Origin of the sequence: Streptacidiphilus anmyonensis (assembly GCF_000787855.1) — a bacterium.
GTDB lineage: Bacteria > Actinomycetota > Actinomycetes > Streptomycetales > Streptomycetaceae > Streptacidiphilus > Streptacidiphilus anmyonensis.
Map to the genome: position 1 here is coordinate 1 of NZ_BBPQ01000023.1, position 19,029 is coordinate 19,029.

The window sequence follows — 19,029 nt, forward strand, 5'->3', positions numbered from 1 at the left end:
GAGGGTTCTTTCACCAGGTCCTTTGGAAGGGCGTCAGGAAGGCCGACTGCCCGGCGGCCGGAGCCCGCAACCTTGGCAGCCGGAGCCGAAGGCTGTGGGGTGTCGTAGACGTGGGACTCGCTGACCACCGTGCCGTCGGACTGGCGGACCTTCTCGACCCGGTAGTACCCGGCGCGCGCGAGTTCGCGCAGCGCCTTCGAAACCGCGGTGCGGCCCTGCGGGCTGGAGTCGGCCATCTGCCGACCGTCCTCCCGCCACCCGTCCGGGCGCGAGAGCAAGTCCGCGAGCAGGCCACGGGCCGTGTAGGACAGCCTGCGGTCCTGCAGCAGGTAATTGGGCAGGGCGGTGAAGCCGCGCACATGGCGGCTACGATGAACGTGCATCCGGAGCTTCTTCTCCTGGTGCCGGACCCCGGAGCGTTGGCGCGCTGCCGGGGTCGCCTTATTCGGTTGGTGGAGCAGGGACACTACCACGCACACCATGCCCAATCACCTCCTTCTCCAGAGACTGTGATCACACGTCAGACAGCACCGGGGCACTCGCCGACGGTGACGTTCCTACTGGTCGTAGACGCCGGCCCGCTGCCTGCGGGCCGATAGGAGACCTGCGGCTCAGGCTTCGCCGAGGCAGGCGCGCGTCACGCTGGCGAGGACGGCTCGCAGGGCCGTCCGGGCGGCTCTCGCAGCCTCCGCCGCCGAGCGGGCGCAAGCGGCAAGGCCGCTGGTCAGCGCCGCTGCCACAGGGGCGACGAAGTCCAGGACGGGCCTGCGCTGGGCCAGCCGGATCCCGCCGGGACCGACGAACTCCGTCTGCGTCAGGCGCAGCGCGAACACGGCGGGGCCGCTCGCGACCAGGCGCTCGCGCAGCGCGGATGCTTCCTGGGCCAGCTCCCAGGACAGCGACTCGTGCAGGAACGTGCCGAGCTGTGGGAGCTCCGGCAGGCGGAACCGGGTCACCGTAAACGCCTGCGGTGCGCGGCCCTCACGGGCCTTCGCCCGACGCTCCGCGAGAGACGCCGGACAGCCGCAAGCGCTGCCGCGCCGGTCGGCGGGGGCGAGGAACGCGGTGCCGTCGCAGTGGTGGACCAGCCCCGTGTGGTCCCACCGGCGCATCTCGCAGCGCAGGTCGTCGACCCGGTCGACGACGACGGAGACCTCGGCGGTGTTGGTGACCACGTCGAAGGCTTCGCCCTCGTCGGTGTCCCGCCGGGTGATGGTGCCGCCGAGCAGGCCGGCCGCCTGCTCGGCTACGGCCCAGCTCACGGTGGTGACGCGCCAGGTGGCGAGGGACTCCGGGAGCTGGTCCGACAGGCGCCCCGAACGGAACTGACCCGCGAGTGCGGGCGTAGGCGTCGGGTGCAGTCGGCTCACCGGCTGGGCGGCGCGCCTGGGCGAACGGGCGGGGTGCGGGGAGCGGTTGGTCATAGGCGGGGGTACCTTCCGTTGGCGGCAGGAGCAGGGGCGGGTGGGCAAAGCTAGTCGCGAAGCGACTCGCGACCTAATTGGCAATCACCCAGGCCAGGCGGCAATCGGTGCGTCAAGGTAGCGGCCTGGCGGCCGGAAACCTAAAACGAGGTCTCCGGCCCGGACGTGGGTCTCGCGGCCGGGCTGCGGCCCACATGCGACCCACCTAAGGTGAACGGCGTCTCTGCAGCGCCCATGTCTGTCGTCCCTCCTTCTGCGCGTTCCTTCAGCACGACCCTGACAGACACATTGAGAATGGGCGTTTCGAGATCTTGTGGTAGATTGCCCGCCCGCACATGGGCCAGCCATCATTGGACGAGGCGGCCCCACCACCGCGGTCCCGCTCGGCGAGGTCACGGCCATGGTTCCGACGGACGACGATTTGGCCGTGCCGGACTTCCGTGACAGGGTCGCGCGCCCCCGATGCGGGAACCGCACCGAACACACATCGCCCTCTGCCGCGCTCAGGCCTCCACATCCACCGGTTCGGCCTCAGCGGCACTCTCCAGCTCGCGGCGCTTCGCCCAGTCCGGCATGACCCTTCCCGCTGGGTCAGCGATCCTGCCGCGCCGCTCTGCGCGGATCACCTCGAACCGGTCCACGAAGAACGAGAGGAACTCGCGCCGCTTCACCATGTCCCACGCAGCCCAGACGCTGCCCTCTCCGAGCGGATCGGCTTCACCATCCACGGCGAGCCACTCACTGGGGATCTCAACGGTCCTGCTGGTCTCGGCATCGATTGCCTCCAGGCGGCTCCGGCACGCGGACTCGTTGGCCTGGTACTTGCTGAGCGTGTCCCGGAATGCCTGCCGTCCAACAGCACCTCGATACAGACCGTCGGCGCGGTCCGCGTAGAGCTCCTTCATCGACTCCAAGACATGGTCCAGCTGTGCCTGGGCTTCCGAACGCTCCTCCTCAAGGCCTGACAGGTCACGCTGTCGTGCGAAGCGCATCGCTGCTTCCGCCAGCCACTCGCGGTCCTCGGGCGATTCGAAGTCGAGCGCCCCGAGTCGGGTCCACACGAGACGAGCTGCCGCCGAGTCTGCGACCTCGGCCTTGATGGCGAGCCCGTGCGAGTTCTGTCGACTCGTCGGCCGCGGGCAGGTGTACCGGTCCTGAGCCTGCTCGTAGACCATGTTGGCGCTGCAGACGCCACAGCGGAGAACGCCCCAACCGCCAAGAAGCGTCCTGTCGTTCTCGGGATTCCGGGGCCTGATCGACTCACGCGAACGACCCTTGAGGACGTCCTGGAGGGCGTACCACTGGGATGGCTCCATGATCCCAACGTGGACATGCATCGGTGAGCCGTCCTTCCGGCGGACGACCTGCCGGCGACGGCGCCGCCCGTCCGCGTCCGTCACCCACTCCGCTGCGAAGCCACCCAGCGCCGGGTGCTTGAGGAGGTTATTCAGCGTGCCAACGTCCCACAGCGGCGGGCAGTCCAGGTCACGCGGAGTGATGTTGCTCCGCGTCTTTCCCGGACGCTTGCGCCCTGCGGCCAAGCTCAAAGCCCCTGGGGACGGTACGCCCTCCTCGTTCATCTCCTGCACGACCGCCGACACCGAGCGGCCGTCCATCACCTTGGCCACGATCCCGAGCACCGTGGGCGCTGTCTCCGGATCCGGGATGAGCCGTGTGCGGACGAGCTTCCCCTCCTGTACGCGCTCACCCTTCATGCCGAACGGCGGTCGGCCCGAGACGTGCCCTCCGGCCGCCTTGAGTTCGGCCTTGGCCTCGGAGATGAACGCAGACTTCAGCTCCGACTCCTGCTGCGCGAGAGCCGCGATCAGTGCGAAGACGGCGACGCCGATCGGATGCGTGGTGTCGAGGAACGGCTCCTCGACCGAGACGAGCCGAACACCGTACCGGGTGAGCTCATCGTTGATCCGCATCGCCTCCATGGCGCCACGACGCGTGAGCCGGGAGAGCGTGAAGACGATGACGACATCGACTTCGCCGGCGCGCACCGCCTTCATCATGGCCTCGAAGCCATCCCGCTGAGCCTCGGGGTCCCACCCGGACTTGCCCACGTCCTGGAACACCTCGCCGACGGCCCAGCCCTTGCCCTCCGCCAGCGCCGTCGCCCTGGCAACCTGGGACTCGGTCGATGCCTCGGACTCGTCCGTCCGCCTTTTCGACTGGCGGGCGTAGATCACGGCACGGACCGACTCAAGCTCGGACGACGGAATGGTACGACTCAGATAAGGCATCATAGTGCGCATCATCATATGTATCTGAGTACTACCAGGACGCGTGAGGTGGCTGCGCGCTAGCGCTGCCCCGTCCGTGACGGGTAGCTCCCGGCAGCGGGCACTCCAACACTGGCGCGCAAGCGCAATTCAAAGCAGTCACCCGGCCCGCAGGCTCATCGGATCGTCCCCGATGCCCCGGCCCCTGGACGCAGGGACCGAGGAACCAGCCTGCGGGCCGCTTTTGCGTTCCCGCGGGTGTGTTTCCCCGCTTGCATTCCCCTGCTTGCGTTCCCCGCTCTGCGGCCCGGAACGCGGACAGGCCGCCCCCGGAAACGGGGACGGCCTGTCGGCTTGGTCAGACTCGGACGACGCCGGTTGATCAGTTCTTCCAGCGCGGCTTGCGCTCGGCGGAACCGGCACCGGAGCCGCCGCGGTAGCCGGCGGGGCCACGGTCGTCACGACGCTGGAAGCCACCGCGGTCATCGCGACGGTCGTCACGGCGGAAGTTGCCGGACGCCGGACGGTGGTCGTCACGGCGCGCGCCGAAGGACGGGCGACGGTCACGGTCGCGGTCGCCGAAGGAGCGGCTGCCGCCGAAGGACGGGCGGTCGTCACGACGCTGGAAACCACCACGGTCATCACGGCGGTCATCGCGGCGGTCGTCGCGGCGGAAGCCCTCACGGTCGTCACGACGCTGGAAGCCACCGCGGTCATCGCGACGGTCATCGCGGCGCTGGAAACCACCACGGTCGTCCCGGCGCTCGTCCCGGCGGAAGCCCTCACGGTCGTCACGACGCTGGAAACCACCACGGTCATCGCGACGGTCATCACGACGCTGGAAGCCACCACGGTCGTCCCGGCGCTCGTCACGACGCTGGAAACCACCACGGTCGTCCCGGCGCTCGTCACGGCGGAAGTCGCCGCGCGGCTCGCGGGTGCGCTCCTCGCGGGCGGAGTAGCCGCGCTCGGCGCGCGGGGCGCGGGCCTCGACGACGACCGGAGCGTCGCCGGCCTCGACCGCCACAGCGGTCTCCTCGACGGTCTCGCCCGCGGCCACGGCCTCGGCGAGGGCCTCGGTGGCGACCTCGTCGTCCAGGCCCAGCTCGGCGCGCTCGTTCGCGGCACGGGCCGCGAGACGGTCGGCCTCCTCGCGGAGGTTGGCGGCGTGGCGGGTGGCCCGCTCCAGCTCCTTGGTGAGGGCGTTGACGTCTCGCTCGGCCTGCTTGGCCTGGGTCGCGGCGGACTCGGCCTGAACCTCCGTCAGCGAGCGGGCGCCGGTGATGCGGACGAGGTCCGCGTCGAAGGAGCCGCCGACGATGTGACGGGTGGCCTCGACGCCGGCGTCCTCCAGCAGACGGAAGGTGGAACGGCGCTGGTGCGGCAGGATCAGCGTGACGACCGTGCCGGAGCGACCGGCGCGCGCGGTGCGGCCGGAGCGGTGCAGGTAGTCCTTGTGGTCACCGGCCGGGTCGACGTTCAGCACCAGGTCGATGCCGTCGACGTGGATGCCTCGGGCGGCGACGTCGGTGGCGACCAGGACGTTGACGTAGCCGTCCTTGAAGTCGCCCAGGGTCCGGGTACGGGCGCCCTGGGTCATGCCGCCGTGCAGCGCGTCGGCCTTCACGCCCGAGTCGCGGAGCTGCTCGGCGACGCGGTCGGCGCCCATCTGGGTGCGGACGAAGACGATGGTGCGGCCCTTGCGGGCGGAGATGGCGTTGGTGACCGGGGCCTTGTCCTTGGGCTTCACGACCAGGACGTGGTGGGTCATGGTGGTGACCGCGCCCGCGGACGGGTCGACCTCGTGGGTGACCGGGGCCACCAGGTAGCGCTTCACCAGGGTGTCGATCTCGTTCTCCAGGGTGGCGGAGAAGAGCATCCGCTGGCCACCGGAGGGGACCTTGTCGAGGATCTCGGTGACCTCGGGCAGGAAGCCCATGTCGGCCATCTGGTCGGCCTCGTCGAGGACGACGATCTCGACCTCGTCGAGGGTGCAGGCGCCGCGGTCGATCAGGTCGCGCAGGCGGCCCGGCGTGGCGACGAGGACGTCGACGCCGCGCTCCAGCGCCCAGATCTGCTTCGGCATGGAGGTGCCGCCGCAGACGACCTTGAGGTTCAGGCCGAGCACGGTGCCGTACGGCTCCAGCGCGTCGGAGACCTGCATGGCCAGCTCACGCGTCGGGACCAGGATCAGGCCGCGGGGGCGCTTGGGCCGGGTGCGGCCCTGCTCCAGGCGGGTCAGCAGCGGCAGGCCGAAGCTCAGCGTCTTGCCGGAGCCGGTGCGGCCACGGCCGAGGACGTCCTTGCCGGCCAGCGCGTCCGGGATGGTGGCGGCCTGGATGGGGAACGGGGTGGTCACGCCGCGCTTGGCGAGGCCGCGGACGATCTCGTCCGGCAGACCGAGGTCACCGAAGGTGATCGTCTTCTCGGTCTCGACGGTCTCGGTGGTGTCGGTGGTCTCGGCGGCGGGGGTGGCGGCGTCGGCCTCGACCTCGGTGGCCTCGACCACGACCAGGGCATCCTGGTCGTTTTCGGGCATGGCGAAGCGGGCGTCGTCAACGAGGGACATGAAAAACCTTCCGGATGTCGGCACGCGCCCACACCCGCAGATTTCCCAAACCGCCTCAATGCGGTCAGCCACGGAGTACCGGAACGCGCCAGGTGCGCCTAGATCTATGCGGCGCCGGGCAAATTGAACACAACGATCTACCAAGATAGCGCAACGAAGGCATGACCGCCAAACCGTGCGCCAAAGACCTCACATTACCCCGCCGGAGTCAGCCTGCGGAAGGGCTTCCTGACGGCGCCGGCGACGACGGGCTCGGAGACGGGGGCGGGCTCGTCACCGGGGTGGGCGTCGGCGTGGGGTGCTGGGTCGGCCCGCTGCTGGGCTGCGCCGACGGGGTCGTCGGGCCGACCGGCGTCGGTGTGCTCGCGGGCGGCGAGACGGCGACGGGCACCGGGACGGCCGCCGACGGCCCGGAGCTGGGCCGCGCCGCGCTCTCCCCGGCACCACTCGGGGTCGCCCCGGCACTGATCCCCTCGCCCGCGTAGTGGCGCAATCCCGCGTGGTGACCGCCCGCACCGTCCTGGGAGGTGCCGCCCTCGCCGCCGGGCCCCACCGTCGCCCCGTCCGCCCCGACCGGCGCCGCCGCGGGCCCGACCTCCATGCACCCGGACAGCGCGCCCACAGCGCCCACCGCGGCGCCGGTCATCAGCGCCCAGACCGCGACGCGACGCACCCCCGCTCCGACCTTGCCCATCGCGACCGGCCCCGCTTCCTCGCCTGGCGGCGTCCTGCTTCCCGCCCCCTCATCCCTCTCAACGCGACGGCCTGCCAAAGGACACGGCCGTCCCCGGTGATCCCCTGGGGGTTCGGCCAGGCTCGGGAGCTCAAGGCTCAGGGGCTCACCCGTAGCCGAGCTCGTGCAGCCGCTCGTCCGGGATGCCGAAGTGGTGCCCGATCTCGTGCGCGACCGTCACCGCCACCTCCCGCACCACCTCGTCCTCGCTCGCGCACATCCGCAGCGTCGGATACCGGTAGACGGTGATCCGATCCGGCAGCACCCCGGCGTACCACTCCCCGCGCTCGGTCAGCGGCGTCCCCTCGTACAGCCCGAGCAACTCGGGACCGCCGGCGGGCGGCTCGTCCTCAACGAAGATCACCACGTTGTCCATCAATCGGGTGAGCTCGCTCGGGATCCGATCCAGCGCGTCCCCGACCAGCTCTTCGAACCGCTCTCGGCCCATCCACAGCACGCCGCACCCCTGACCTCGTCACCCGCTCACGAAACCGATTTTGGTGTTCCCGCCCCCATCCCATATGCTTCTGAACGTCCCCGACGGCCGCAAGGAAGCCGGTGTGGTCCACCAGCCCTCATCGTCTAGTGGCCCAGGACGCCGCCCTTTCAAGGCGGTAGCACGGGTTCGAATCCCGTTGGGGGCACGTAGTAACAGCAGTGCAATGCAGTACAGCAGGCCTACACACGCGGTTTGTGTGCATGGCCCCGTGGAGCAGTTGGTTAGCTCGCCACCCTGTCAAGGTGGAGGTCGCGGGTTCAAGTCCCGTCGGGGTCGCTCAGGCTCCCTCTCGCGAGGGATCCTGGCCAGGTAGCTCAGTTGGTACGAGCGTCCGCCTGAAAAGCGGAAGGTCGCCGGTTCGACCCCGGCCCTGGCCACCAGCAGGACCAGCAGAAAGCCCCGAGCGGAGTAATCCGGCCGGGGCTTTTTCGTGCCTGCGGACGGCAGTACGACGGCAGCAGGTCTACTTGATCAGCTCGGAGAGGCTGGTCAGCGCGCGCTTCTCCGCCGCCGACGCATGGGCGCCACTGGCTCAAGGACCCGCTCGGGCGGGCGCTCCTCCAATCCCCCCGCGCCACCTGGCGCGGCGGACCCAGGCGGAGACAAGTGGTGCACTGAGCGTCGGCCTTTGTCCAGGATCGGGGCAAGCATGCAGACCGTGGCAGTCGACGCGAGCACCACGAAAGACCAGGCCGGGCGCGATGACCCGCCCCAGAACCAGAGCGCAAAGGCCGATCCCAGTGGGTAAGTCACGCTGGCCATGGGGCGTTGCTTGATCCATGACCGGACTTCGCCGCTCTGCATGTGGGCATCCAAGCCGAAGCGTCGTAGCCGAGCAATGCCGTGAGCCGCTGACGGCAGTGTGGCGGCAACGTCGGCGACTCTGATGGTTTGTCACGGCGTCTCACCGGACTCCTCCACGCGCTGGCGGCGCCAAGACGTGCCTGGCGTGCGGCCTTCAACCGGCCGACCCGCCAACCCAGCCACAACCGGCCGGCAACAAAAACACAGTCACCGGAGCGGTAGGGGACGCCTCAAACCATCGGTGCCGTGCCGACCGACCGGCCGTCATCTCGTTCCGAGCCACGCCCTGCCGATCGAGGCTCCTCGGCCCTCCTTTCCGTCCAGTCTGCTGTGAGCCCTGCGGCCAGGCTCCGACTCAGTCGGACGAACAGCGGGTGCGTGGGGACGGGCAAGTCGAGCCCAAACGCTGCCGCTGAAAGGTGCTCGACAGCAGTAAGCGGGCGCCTACGGTCATCGCTTGTGACTTCCTCCGGACGGATGTATCCGGCAGCGACGAAGAGTTCGAGAGGAGCCTTACCGAGGGCCTTCGCCAGGAGTCGGAGGCTCTCCAAGCTGGGACGTGCGCGCGGGTTGTTCAGGGCCGCCCCGATCTGCGCCTCCGAGATCCCGGTGTCGCGTGACAGAGCAGCTCTTCCCCCCGCGCCTGGGGTGAGGTCATATCCAGCAGCCTTGGCTGCCTGCCGGAGCCATGTCCGGAACTCGCCGGGGTCGTCCCAGTATGAATCCATGAGGTCTCCTCACACGGCGGACGCTCTACGTCTTTGGCTCACCTTAGACAGGGCCCACGGTCGACCTCTCGACAGCCAGCTGATTTGGGCGGAAGAGCCCCGGTTTACCAGGTGCACGTTCGTCTTCTGCGTCATCATGCACTCCTTAGAACCTGGTCTCAGGAGCGCCGAAGATCCTAGATTCGCATCAGGGCAGCAGAGGTCGACCGCAGCACTGGACGGACAGCGCTGGACGGAATGGGGTCCGGCCTCTCCCCACCCGCTTCAAGGCCGGAGGAGAACACACCATGCGGCGAGGAAAAGGCTCAGGTCACTGCTGCAGGCCGCCCTGGCCGGAGGCGCTGATGTTCGTGCTGACACTCACGGCGGGCCTGCTTCTGGTGATACTCGGCCACCAGCCTGCGGCCGGCGCTTCCGCCTTCGTCGCTCCGTTCCTGGTCATCTTCGAGCGCCTCGGCTCGCGATCTGGAGGCGCCGATCGTTCCCAGGGTCAACGTCCCGAGTCCGATCAACGGTGACGGTCTGAAACATGGCGGTGGGCGTCGCGGGGCACCGCGACGGACCGAGCTCGGCGACCGGAAGGCGGCGGCGACAGTGCGTCACCGGCCCTGGGACGGCGGAAACGCAAGCGGATGACGCCCTGTCCCTCGACGGCGGACGGCTCCATGAGACGGATCGGTGCGACCTTCAGGGCAGGGTCGAAGCCTGCAGGCGCGCTAGGCCCGTGCACGCTCCTGCGCGCGGGCGCGGAGCTTGCGCAGGGCGCGGGCGGCGAGCGGCGGGGTGAGGTCGGCGGCGAGGCGGCGTGCGCGGGCGGGGAGGCGCTGCTGCAGGGTGCGCTCGGCGCGCCTGCGCGCCTCCTGCTCGGCCTCGTGCTCGGCGAACCAACGCGAGCGGGGCTGCTCCTGGGCCGGCAGAGCCCCCGCCCACAGGCGCGGGACCTGCTCGTCGTAGACGACCTGCAGATCGGGCGCGCGCGGATCCCGGCGGCGGGCCTGGTCGATCAGCGCATGCCGGGTGGACTCCGGATCGCCCCAGGTGCCGTAGAACTTCTGCGGCGTGAGTGCCACCGGCCTCAGACCGTGCAGCCGTACCGCCTCCCACGTCGCGGCTGCGACGCCGGGGGTGTGCTCGGAGCGGTAGTCGTCCAGGGCCACGATGCCGTCCTCGCGCAGTGCCTCGCGCGCGAACCGCAGGTCGGCCGCGACGTGCTCGTAGAGGTGCGAGGCGTCGACGTGGATGAAGCGCTGGCTGCCCGGCGCGATCAGCTTCGCCTCCGCGAGCTCCTCGCTCGGGCCCTGGTGGATGCGGGGCAGCGCGTCGTGAAAGGCGAGGTAGTTGGCCTCGAAGGCGCGGCGGGTCAGTTTCTCCCGGTAGCTGTCGCTCATCTCGGCCGAGTTCGCGCTGTCAGCGGCCTCGGACTCGAAGAGGTCGCAGACGGTGAAGGTCTCGCCCTCGCGCATGTGGTGGCCCAACACGATCGCGCTGCGCCCGAGGTAGACCCCGATCTCGAGGACGTCGCCGGGGATCTCCCGCTCCCGCTGATGATCGAGCAGCCAGCAGAAGAGGCGGTGGTCCGTGACGGGGAACCAGCCCGGCACGTCCTCGAGCGTGGCCGGACGAGGGGCGTCCGGATCAAGAACAGGATCGGTGGAGGCGATGAGGGAGTCGTGGGCAGAGGCGGGGACGGCCATGGCGTGCTCCGGCGTTGCGGGACTGCGGACGGGCGACCGCAGGAGGCCGCCCTCGACCTGATCAACGCCAGGATGCGGCACGGGTCACTCATCCGTTCGGTTGACTCGCCGCAGCGCCGGTCGACATCCGTGACCGACGCCCTCGACCGACCGACGCTCTCGACCGACCGACGCCCGCGGTGACTCCGCCCCGGGATCGGCGAAGACGCCGGGCCGGTCGCGACCCGCGGAGCCCCCCGACTCCGCCCGGTCGCGGCCGGCCCGGCCGACCACCGGCCCCGCGTTCAGCCGCGCCGCAGTGCCAGCCGCCCGCAGAGGGCGGCGATCGGCAGCTCCAGCAGCAGGGCCAGCACCCACGCCTGGGCCAGCTCCGCGCCGTGGGAGGTGGTGACGTCGAACCACGCGTCCGTCAGCAACAGGGCCGCCGTCGCGCTCGCGGTGAGCGCGGAGCGCGCATCTCCGCGGCGCAGCAACAGACCGGTGCCGACCAGGCCCGTCGCCTCCAGCACGTCGAGTCCCACCCAGGGCCACGCCCCCTGCGTGGCCAGCAGGACCATCCACGGGACCAGCGCGAGGCCCATGCCGACCAGTGCGGCGGGCAGGGGGACCCGCAGAGTCCGGGTCCGGGTCTGTGTCCGGGTCTGTGTCCGGGTCTGTCTCCGGGGCCGGATCCGGCCCCGAGCCGCGGTGCCCGCTCCGGCTCCGGCTCCGGCAAAAACCCCACTGTGCAGTGCGAACGTGCTCGCCATGGCTCCCCCTGGAACGCCTGCTCTCCCCTGCCCGAAACCTCTCGGGCACGGTGATCAGCCTTCCGGGAAAGCGCGCCCGAGTCGGTAGCCCCAACAGCCGAATCGGGGGTGGTGCCGGCTACACCCCGGGGCGGGTGGCGCGTGCAGTCCGGGGCCCGCGAACGGTCGGGGCGAGCGCCGCGCGCAGCGCCGGGGCGAGGGTCCGGCGGATCTCCTCGGAGGGGAGCGCCGCCGCCAGCGGCAGCGGGTTGAGGTAGCGGGTGAAGATCAGCCCGCCGATCAGCGTCACCGCGGCGAGCGCGCGCCGGGTCGCGCCGTGGCCGCCGAGATATTCAGCAAGGCGCGTCAGTACCTCACCTTCCAGGTACTCGCGGAAGACGCGCATCACCTCCTCGTTCTCCACGGCCAGCCGGTTCACCTCGGCCTCGTCCCACAGTTCGGTGACGAGGTCGAGCAGCCGCTCGGCAAGGCCGTCGCGGTCGCCCGTGAACGCCCGCGTGAGGTCCAGCGCGCGGGCGCACTGGATCTGCGTGACCTCGCCGAACAGACCCCGCTTGGAGCCGAAGTGATAGCTGATCAGCGCCGAGTCGACGCCGGCCGCGGCCGCGACGGCGCGCAGGGTGGTGGCCCGGTAGCCGTGTTCGAGGAAGAGCGGCTCTGCCGCGGCCAGGATCCGGGCCTTGGTCTGCGGGCGCCCGTGCGGCCGTCCGCGTCGGCGGACGTCACCCGTCGCGCGGCGCACAGGGAGCGCGGGGCTCCCGGCGGGGGGCGCAGTGGGGAGTGCACGGGCCTCGGTTTTATTCATCACCGTTGAATATCCGTGCTCCCCAGTGCGACGGTCAAGCCCTCAGCGTCCGCCCGTTCGCCATCGAACCAAGGGAGTCCCCGTGCATCTCGTCATCCTCGGCGCCACCGGCCCGACCGGCCGTGCCCTCACCGACCAGGCCCTCGCCGCCGGCCACCACGTCACCGCCGTCGCCCGGCGCGCGGCCGCGCTGCCCGCCCGGCCCGGCCTGACGGCCGTCGCCGCCGACGCGACCCGCGAGGGCGCGCTCGACGCCGCCGTCGCGGGGGCGGACGCGGTGCTGTCGGCGCTCGGCGTGCAGCCCAGCCGGGCGCCGGTCTCGCTGTACTCAGCCGGGATCGCCAACGCCGTCACCGCGATGGAGCGGCACGGCGTGAAGCGTCTGCTGGCCGTCAGTTCCGCCGTGCTCGACCCGGCCTGGCGGCCCAGCGGCGAGTTCTTCTTCAACAACGTGCTCGACCCGTACGTGAACCGCGTCGTCGCGCGCGCCGCGCACGAGGACATGCGCCGCATGGAGGCGCTGCTCGCGGACAGCACGCTGGACTGGACCGTGGTCCGCCCCTCCGGGCTCTTCGACCACTCCGGCGTCACCGCCTACCGGACAGCGCCCGAAAGCGCCGACGGCCTCTACACCGCACGCGTCGACCTCGCCGCCGCGATGCTGCGTGAGACCGAGGAGAACGCCCATCTGCGGGCCGCCATGGGCGTGGTGACCGTCGACACCAGGCCGGGCCTGCTCAAGCTGCTGCGCGACGAGGTGCTGCGCAAGCGCTGAGCGGGCCCCCGGGCACCTCCCAGCAGCCCCGGACGGCCCCGAGCAACCCCAGCAACGCCGAGCAACCCCGAGCAACCCCGAGCAGCGGTACGGCGTAGGCCGGGAGGCCGGTCAGTTCAGCCGGGCGGAGAGCCAGAACAGGGCGGCGGGCAGCATCGTGCGCCACACGTTGGTGGTGTGTCCCCCGAACTGGACCGTCAGCAGCTGGTTGGGGCCGGGGGTGTGCAGGACGGACAGCAGCTTCTTCGCGGCCGGGACGGTCCCCGGGTCCTGGGCGCTGCCCGCCATCAGCAGTGCGATGTCGGGCTGGTGCTTCTCGCCGCGCAGGACCAGGTACGGGTCGTTGGCGTTCTTCAGCGCCGGGTCCTTGACCACCAGCGGCGACTCGGGGCCGTTGTATCCGGAGAGGCTCACGGCCGCGTGGAAGACGCTCGGGTGCTGCACGGTGAGGTTGACCGCGCAGTAGGCGCCGGCCGAGTAGCCCATGATCGCCCACTTGCGCGGGCTCTTCGCGGTGCGGAAGTTGGCCGCGATCAGGCTCGGCACGTCCTTGTAGAGCCACGTCGCCGTCTTCGCCCCGCCCGGCGCCGGGGTGTCCGCGCAGCCGGGGTCGACGCCGCCCGGGATCACGTTGAGCTTGGCCGCGACCAGGATCATCGGCTTGACCTTGCCCTGCGCCATCAGCGGGGCCATCACGTCCTGCACCTTCATCGACCCGAACCACGCCTGCGGCGTGCCGGGCGTACCGGGCAGCAGCTCCACGACCGGGAAGTCGGTGTTCGCGTAGGCCGGGTCGTCGTACTGCGGCGGCAGCCAGACGTAGAGGCTGCCGTTGATCCCGGACGCGGGCCCGTGGGCGACGGTCGTCCGCACGCCCGGCAGATAGGTGGTGAACCTGAGCTTCTCGCTCGTCGCGCTCGCGCCCGTCGCGCCGCCGGAGACGTCGGTCGCCGTGGCCGACTGGTTCGCGTCCCCGCCGAAGAGGTCCTGCCAGCTGTCGTAGAACGGACCCATCGTGTTGTTCACGTAGACCAGCACCACGAGGACGGCGGCGATCTGGCTGAACACGGTCGCGCCCATCCGGCCCGCGAAGCGGACCGGTCGCGGCCCGGGTATTCGGTTCCAGACCAGAGCGAGCAGGGCCATCGCCCCGATCATCAGCGCCACGGTGAGGACGAAGAACGGCGTGCCGGTGAGGCTCATGGTCGGTCTGTGCTCCGTGGCTTCCGTGCGCTTCGTGCGTGTACAGGCGTGTACGGGGGCGTACGGGCGCGATATGCCGTGTTCACGCCCAGCGCAGCCTATCTGGGGGAATGCTGGGGGTTTCCTGCGCGCACGGAAACTCTTGCCGACTTCTTCACCATCCCGTGTCCAGGGCCCGGGAGATCACACCCGGCAGCGATGGGCCCGCAGATACGGCAGCGGGTCGATGACCGCGCCGTAGTGGTTCTCGGTACGGATCTCGAAGTGCAGATGGGGTCCGCGCGCGTTCCCCGACTCCCCGGAGAGCCCGAGCCGGCTGCCCGCCGCCACACGGTCGCCCGTGTGGACGTCGAGGCGGGACATGTGCGCGTAGAGAGCGAAGTGACCGTCCGGCAGCCGCAGCACGATCCAGTGCCCGTACGCGCCGCCCCATCCGGCGACCTCGACGACGGCGTCGGCGATCGCGAGCAGGGGCGTGCCGCTGAAGACGGCGAAGTCGACGCCGGTGTGATAGCCCGCCGCGTACTCCGGGTCGGGGTCGCCGAAGACCTGGCTGATCGCCGCACCGGGCGCCGGGCTGAACCACCCCGCCTCCCCGCACGGACCCGGGTCCTGGGGCGCGGCGGCGGTCGCGGTGGTCGCATCAGCCGCGTCCCCTGTCGCGTCCTCCGTCCCTCCCGACGTGGCTCCCCACGGTCCGCCCGACGTGACGCCGGGACGCCCGTACAACGCGGGTGACGTCGCGTCCGCGTAGGCGAGCAACTGCGCCGGGCCGAGCCGCGGCCTGCCCCGATCGGCCGCGCCCCGGTCCGGACCCACCCGGCGCACCACGGCGTCCTGTGCGAGCCTCGGCACCCACTCCGCCTTGAACCCGGCGTGCAGCGCGCAGCAGGGCGCGAACGCGACGGGCAGCAGCGCGCCGACACCAAGGCTGAGGAGCGCAGCCCATCCGGTCCGCGAGGAGGCCCACAGGAGACCCACGAGTCGTGCCACGCCCCACGTGTACCCCCCGACAGCTCCCCCTCCAAAGCTCGACCACCCGTTCAGCGCAGTCCCCACCAGGCGTGACGCCCCCGGCTGCCTGACAACTCCCCTTCCAGCAAAGGACCTGAGCCCGCTTCGATGCCGCAACCCGAACAGACCTGTGCGAACGACGCCTGGGACGGGAACGGCCCGGCCGGCGAACCTCTCGGGACGTGGCGGGTTTCCCGCGCGTCGCGGGTGCAGGAGCCGGGCGCGTGGAAAAGACTGCGGACGTGAGCAGTGACGAGAACCGGTCCTCTCCCGCGGGTGGTCGCGGGCATGAGGGGGAACCGCATCGGCAGGGGGAGTTGGGGTCTCGGCTGAACTGGCTGCGGGCCGGGGTCCTCGGGGCGAACGACGGGGTGGTGTCGACAGCGGGCCTGGTCGTGGGGGTGGCCGGCGCCGCCGCCACCTCCGCCGAGCTGCTGACGGCCGGCCTCGCGGGCCTCCTCGCGGGGTCGATGTCGATGGCGACGGGCGAGTACGTGTCGGTCAGCACCCAGCGGGACTCCGAGCTCGCCGCCCTGGACCAGGAGCGGCGCGAGCTCGCCCACACGCCGGAGGCGGAGCTGGAGGAGCTGACGGGGCTCTACATGGCGAAGGGGCTGACCCGCGATCTGGCGCGCGAGGTCGCGGTGCAGCTGACCGAGCACGACGCGCTGGCGGCGCACGCGGAGACGGAGCTGGGCATCGACCCGGAGGAGCTGACCAACCCCTGGCATGCCGCCGGGGCCTCCTTCGTGGCCTTCACCGTGGGCGCGTTGCTGCCGCTGCTGGCGATCGTGCTGCCCCCGGCCTCGGTCCGGGTGGCGGTGACGGTGGCGGCGGTGATCGGCGCGCTGGTGGTGACGGGATGGGTGAGCGCGCGGCTCGGTTCGGCCAGGGTCGGGCCGGCGGTGGGCCGGAACGTGCTGGGGGGCGCGATCGCGATGGCGATCACCTACGCGGCCGGAGTGCTGCTCCACGCCGCGCGATGACCCCCCTGACGACCACCCCGCTCACCTGGGACGCTCCGTCGGAACAGCGCTCGAAGGGCGATTCGACCGGGGCGCCCGGCATGCAGTAGAGTCTCACTCGCACAAGGCCCCGTGGAGCAGTTGGTTAGCTCGCCACCCTGTCAAGGTGGAGGTCGCGGGTTCAAGTCCCGTCGGGGTCGCTTGCACGATCAGCCCGGATCCAATCGGATCCGGGCTGATCTGTTTGTCCGCGCGATGTGTGGGTTCCGCGTGGGAGATGTGACGCATGTGATGCGAGTCACTTAAATTTTCCTGACGACTGCTCACGTTCGGCACCTCGCGAGATGCGCTCATTTTATATGTACAATTGCACATCCCGAAAAAAGAATTCCAAAACAAAAAAGAACTGCACCGGACCCGGCGGAGTCCGGTGCAGTTCAAAGCTGTTACTCGAAGCCCTCTCAGGCCTCCGTGCGCTGCTGCGGAATGCCCGCAAGCAGGGCGCGCACCTCCGCCTCGCGGTAGCGGCGGTGACCCCCCAGCGTCCGGATCGAGGTGAGCTTGCCAGCCTTGGCCCAGCGGGTGACCGTCTTCGGGTCAACGCGGAACATGGTGGCGACCTCGGCCGGCGTCAGCAGGGGTTCGGCATCAGGGGTACGAGCGGTCATGAGCGGCCTCCTCGGGAGAACCGAACCAACACGGTTCTTTCCTAGAAATTCTGCACCTTGGTGTGCGATGTCCGAAATGGCCACCGCCTACCAAGTCGGTAATAGGACGAACGGCTTGTCCTTGGCACTACAACTACACCATCCGTCCAGTCCAATCAGCCGAACCGGCGGAATTGACCCTTGGGGGGCCAAGCCCGACGGATGGCAATGGACCATGTCATAACGGACAGTCACCGCAAAGCGACCCCCCGTCACGGCATCAGGAACCCCCGCTTCCCCCGCGAAGGCCCCCGACGTCCGCAGAACCGCTCTTACGTGGGCAGAGCGGTCCTGAGTGAGGCTGGTTGTCCTATTTTGACACCCAGTGCGACCTTCGCGTCAACGGTGAGTCACATCACGTTGATGGGGGATTGACCCGATCTGGGACCTAGGTCCCATGTGGAGACGGGATAAGCACCCCTGTGACGTCTGAGGAGATGGTGCCACGCATGTCCGACTGGTCCGTAGGCCGTCCATGGCGTGATCCGTCGTGGCGGAACTCCGCCAAGGACGGACGCGCGTAGACCGATCGGCCGTGGCCGACCCGCCTCTGAGCTGTGCTGTTGTTGTGACCATTGGGAGTGGTGACAGCCCCTCAGGACCGGCTTCGGAGAGGGCTCTCGCAGCTCAGCACGGTCAGTTCGCGTACTGCAGCTCCTGGACCCGCCGCCACCGCTCGGTCAGCGTCCGGTAGCACCGGCCGGCCCGGACCGGGTCCCCGGCGCGCAGCGCGGCGACGCCCTCCGCCACCTCCTCGGCGGAGCGGTCCCCCGCGAGCCCCTGCTCGGGGATCGCGTGCACCAGGCCGCCGTAGTCCAGCTCGACCAGCGAACGCGGGTGGAACTCCTCCAACCAGCGCCCGACCTCCTCGACGCCGTCGACCAGCGGGCCCGCGTCGAGCGTCTCCCGCAGCACCCGGAAGCCGCGTGCCACCCGGCGACGGGCCTGGGCCATCGGCGTGCGGTAGCGCAGCACCGGCGCGGAGCGCCGCTTCGCGCTCGCGTCGTCCTCCCGTGCGTCCGCCGAGGCGTCCTCCGCCGGGCCGTCAGGGTCCTCGACCCGGCCGTCACGGAAGTCCCCGCGGAAGCCGCCGTCGAGGCCACCGGCACCGCCGCCGAGACCGTCCGGGAGGCCGTCGGGGTAGCCGTCCGTGCCCTCGACGGCGAGCTCGGAGCCGGACGGGATGTACTCACGCTCCTCGTCGCCGAAGAGCAGGAACCAGCGCACCGGGATGCTCCAGGTACTGGTCAGGATCCACGGGCGGCCGTCGGGGTGCCGGGTGCGCCAGCTGTCCCAGTCCGCCTCGGCCTGGGCCCGCACCACCGGCGGCACCGCCGCGTCCAGCAACGGCGCGGGCAGCTCCTCACTCAGCTCCGCGAGCGCGAGCCAGCTGCGCAGCCGGGTGCGCCAGGGACAGAGATAGAGGACGCCGTCGGCCTCGTGCACGAACGCGTCGCGGCTCTCCTGCTCCGGGACGGCCAGCGGCGGCACGGCGGTCAGGTCGGCCAGCCGCGCGCGGTGTTCGTCGACCGCGCCGAGCCTCGGCCCCTCGGCGGCGTAGCTCTGCCAGTACGAGCGCTCCGGCTCCGCGAAGGCGGCCAGGGGCTCGTAGACGCGCAAGTAGGCGGCGTAGGGAGGATGCACCGAGGTCCGCAAGGTAGGCACCTTGGCATCGTCGCACGCCCTACCCCTCCCGCGCCCCGGAAGCACGGGGTCCGTTCGCCGCCCCGTGCACGGCCGTACGCCGACCCTCGGTCGGCCGTCCGTCGTCCGTGCGTTGGGCGGGCGCCGGGCGGGGGTGGTCGTCGGTCGGCCGGGCGTCGGCAGGGCGCCAGCTGGGCGGCGCACGGCCGACGGGCGCGGGCGGCCCGGCCGGACGCACGGCGGGCGGGGACGGGCCGCACGCCGGACACGTGCCGGGCGGAGGCAGCCCGACACGACCGCAGGCGGGGGCGGACAGGCGAAGCCGGGCGCAGGCAGGCGCGGACCGGGCGGGCCGGGCGCGGACGGGCCGCACGCCGGACACGTGCCGGGCGGAGGCAGCCCGACACGACTGCAGGCCAGTGCGGACAGGCGAAGCCGGGCGCGGACGGGTGTGTGTCGGCGGGGGCGGGGGGGGGCGGGGGGGGGGG

16 protein-coding genes, 4 tRNA genes and 1 pseudogene are annotated in these 19,029 nt (G+C 70.9%); 8 read left to right on the forward strand and 13 right to left on the reverse strand.

Features of this window, described 5'->3' with window-relative positions; genetic code table 11:
* The 4 genes and pseudogenes from TR50_RS45650 to TR50_RS20605 form a co-directional block, all read right to left on the reverse strand.
* Positions 1–383, reverse strand: a pseudogene (locus TR50_RS45650) (hypothetical protein); the annotation flags it as partial.
* A gap of 228 nt (positions 384–611) precedes the next feature.
* Entirely contained in the window at positions 612–1,424 is an 813-nt protein-coding gene (locus TR50_RS42695) for a recombination directionality factor (protein WP_052441140.1), read from the reverse strand.
* Between the two features lie 503 nt (positions 1,425–1,927).
* Positions 1,928–3,676, reverse strand: coding sequence for a recombinase family protein (locus TR50_RS20600; RefSeq protein ID WP_063775112.1), 1,749 nt, complete (start codon positions 3,674–3,676; stop codon positions 1,928–1,930).
* Between the two features lie 358 nt (positions 3,677–4,034).
* Complete coding sequence (locus tag TR50_RS20605) at positions 4,035–6,221, reverse strand: DEAD/DEAH box helicase (protein ID WP_042423458.1); 2,187 nt, start codon at positions 6,219–6,221, stop codon at positions 4,035–4,037.
* Between the two features lie 293 nt (positions 6,222–6,514).
* Here TR50_RS20605 and TR50_RS20610 point away from each other — a divergent pair, with 293 nt between their 5' ends.
* Positions 6,515–6,706: a hypothetical protein gene (locus TR50_RS20610; protein WP_152648511.1), complete on the forward strand. Its 192-nt coding sequence runs from the start codon at positions 6,515–6,517 to the stop codon at positions 6,704–6,706.
* A 354-nt stretch (positions 6,707–7,060) separates the two neighbouring features.
* Here the strand turns inward: TR50_RS20610 and TR50_RS20615 are convergent, their stop codons facing one another.
* Positions 7,061–7,411 carry a metallopeptidase family protein gene (locus TR50_RS20615; protein ID WP_042423465.1) on the reverse strand — a complete coding sequence of 117 codons (351 nt, stop codon included), beginning with the start codon at positions 7,409–7,411 and terminating at the stop codon, positions 7,061–7,063.
* 114 nt (positions 7,412–7,525) lie between these two features.
* Between TR50_RS20615 and TR50_RS20620 the strand changes: the two genes are divergently transcribed.
* The 3 genes from TR50_RS20620 to TR50_RS20630 all read left to right on the forward strand — a co-directional run bounded on the left by TR50_RS20620 (position 7,526) and on the right by TR50_RS20630 (position 7,833).
* Positions 7,526–7,598 (forward strand) — tRNA-Glu (locus TR50_RS20620).
* Between the two features lie 57 nt (positions 7,599–7,655).
* Positions 7,656–7,729 (forward strand) — tRNA-Asp (locus TR50_RS20625).
* Positions 7,730–7,756: 27 nt separating this feature from the next.
* Positions 7,757–7,833, forward strand: a tRNA-Phe gene (locus tag TR50_RS20630).
* 654 nt (positions 7,834–8,487) lie between these two features.
* Here TR50_RS20630 and TR50_RS50105 read toward each other — a convergent pair.
* On the reverse strand, positions 8,488–8,985 hold the full coding sequence (locus tag TR50_RS50105; protein WP_369405759.1) for a helix-turn-helix domain-containing protein: 498 nt from the start codon (positions 8,983–8,985) through the stop codon (positions 8,488–8,490).
* A gap of 344 nt (positions 8,986–9,329) precedes the next feature.
* Here TR50_RS50105 and TR50_RS45655 point away from each other — a divergent pair, with 344 nt between their 5' ends.
* Positions 9,330–9,503 (forward strand): hypothetical protein, encoded by a 174-nt coding sequence (locus tag TR50_RS45655; RefSeq protein WP_162484979.1) that lies wholly within the window; start codon positions 9,330–9,332, stop codon positions 9,501–9,503.
* 198 nt (positions 9,504–9,701) lie between these two features.
* On the opposite strand, the gene TR50_RS20635 is transcribed toward TR50_RS45655, so the two are convergent.
* From TR50_RS20635 to TR50_RS20645, 3 genes are all read right to left on the reverse strand, one after another.
* The gene (locus tag TR50_RS20635; protein ID WP_084700632.1) at positions 9,702–10,679 is read right to left on the reverse strand and encodes a class I SAM-dependent methyltransferase; all 978 of its coding nucleotides are present in this window, start codon (positions 10,677–10,679) and stop codon (positions 9,702–9,704) included.
* 284 nt (positions 10,680–10,963) lie between these two features.
* On the reverse strand, positions 10,964–11,260 hold the full coding sequence (locus TR50_RS20640) for a hypothetical protein (RefSeq protein WP_152648513.1): 297 nt from the start codon (positions 11,258–11,260) through the stop codon (positions 10,964–10,966).
* 286 nt (positions 11,261–11,546) lie between these two features.
* Positions 11,547–12,233, reverse strand: a complete 687-nt coding sequence (locus TR50_RS20645; RefSeq protein WP_084700634.1) for a TetR/AcrR family transcriptional regulator — start codon at positions 12,231–12,233, stop codon at positions 11,547–11,549.
* Positions 12,234–12,315: 82 nt separating this feature from the next.
* On the opposite strand from TR50_RS20645, the gene TR50_RS20650 reads away from it, so the two are divergent.
* Entirely contained in the window at positions 12,316–13,008 is a 693-nt protein-coding gene (locus tag TR50_RS20650) for an NAD(P)-dependent oxidoreductase (RefSeq protein ID WP_042423472.1), read from the forward strand.
* A 111-nt stretch (positions 13,009–13,119) separates the two neighbouring features.
* Here TR50_RS20650 and TR50_RS49765 read toward each other — a convergent pair whose 3' ends face one another.
* A complete protein-coding gene (locus TR50_RS49765) occupies positions 13,120–14,211 on the reverse strand; it encodes an alpha/beta hydrolase (protein WP_042423486.1) in 1,092 nt (363 codons plus the stop codon).
* Positions 14,212–14,394: 183 nt separating this feature from the next.
* Positions 14,395–15,204 carry a M23 family metallopeptidase gene (locus tag TR50_RS42700; RefSeq protein ID WP_160311141.1) on the reverse strand — a complete coding sequence of 270 codons (810 nt, stop codon included), beginning with the start codon at positions 15,202–15,204 and terminating at the stop codon, positions 14,395–14,397.
* A 338-nt stretch (positions 15,205–15,542) separates the two neighbouring features.
* Between TR50_RS42700 and TR50_RS20665 the strand changes: the two genes are divergently transcribed.
* Together TR50_RS20665 and TR50_RS20670 are read left to right on the forward strand one after the other, a co-directional pair.
* Positions 15,543–16,211: a VIT1/CCC1 transporter family protein gene (locus tag TR50_RS20665; protein WP_236654507.1), complete on the forward strand. Its 669-nt coding sequence runs from the start codon at positions 15,543–15,545 to the stop codon at positions 16,209–16,211.
* Positions 16,212–16,316: 105 nt separating this feature from the next.
* Positions 16,317–16,390: transfer RNA gene (locus TR50_RS20670), tRNA-Asp, on the forward strand.
* Positions 16,391–16,651: 261 nt separating this feature from the next.
* On the opposite strand, the gene bldC is transcribed toward TR50_RS20670, so the two are convergent.
* Both bldC and TR50_RS20680 read right to left on the reverse strand, forming a co-directional pair.
* The gene (bldC, locus tag TR50_RS20675; RefSeq protein ID WP_033321412.1) at positions 16,652–16,858 is read right to left on the reverse strand and encodes a developmental transcriptional regulator BldC; all 207 of its coding nucleotides are present in this window, start codon (positions 16,856–16,858) and stop codon (positions 16,652–16,654) included.
* 675 nt (positions 16,859–17,533) lie between these two features.
* On the reverse strand, positions 17,534–18,562 hold the full coding sequence (locus TR50_RS20680) for a DUF8083 family protein (protein ID WP_042423494.1): 1,029 nt from the start codon (positions 18,560–18,562) through the stop codon (positions 17,534–17,536).
* Positions 18,563–19,029 lie beyond the last annotated feature (467 nt).

Coding starts and splice junctions, on each gene's coding strand:
- TR50_RS45655 (WP_162484979.1), top strand. CDS start 9,330: ATGTTCGTGCTGACACTCACGGCGGGCCTGCTTCTGGTGATACTCGGC.
- TR50_RS49765 (WP_042423486.1), bottom strand. CDS start 14,211: ATGAGCCTCACCGGCACGCCGTTCTTCGTCCTCACCGTGGCGCTGATG.
- bldC (WP_033321412.1), bottom strand. CDS start 16,858: ATGACCGCTCGTACCCCTGATGCCGAACCCCTGCTGACGCCGGCCGAG.
- TR50_RS42695 (WP_052441140.1), bottom strand. CDS start 1,424: ATGACCAACCGCTCCCCGCACCCCGCCCGTTCGCCCAGGCGCGCCGCC.
- TR50_RS50105 (WP_369405759.1), bottom strand. CDS start 8,985: ATGGATTCATACTGGGACGACCCCGGCGAGTTCCGGACATGGCTCCGG.
- TR50_RS20605 (WP_042423458.1), bottom strand. CDS start 6,221: ATGTCCCTCGTTGACGACGCCCGCTTCGCCATGCCCGAAAACGACCAG.
- TR50_RS20640 (WP_152648513.1), bottom strand. CDS start 11,260: ATGGGCCTCGCGCTGGTCCCGTGGATGGTCCTGCTGGCCACGCAGGGG.
- TR50_RS20645 (WP_084700634.1), bottom strand. CDS start 12,233: ATGAATAAAACCGAGGCCCGTGCACTCCCCACTGCGCCCCCCGCCGGG.
- TR50_RS20635 (WP_084700632.1), bottom strand. CDS start 10,679: ATGGCCGTCCCCGCCTCTGCCCACGACTCCCTCATCGCCTCCACCGAT.
- TR50_RS20600 (WP_063775112.1), bottom strand. CDS start 3,676: ATGATGCCTTATCTGAGTCGTACCATTCCGTCGTCCGAGCTTGAGTCG.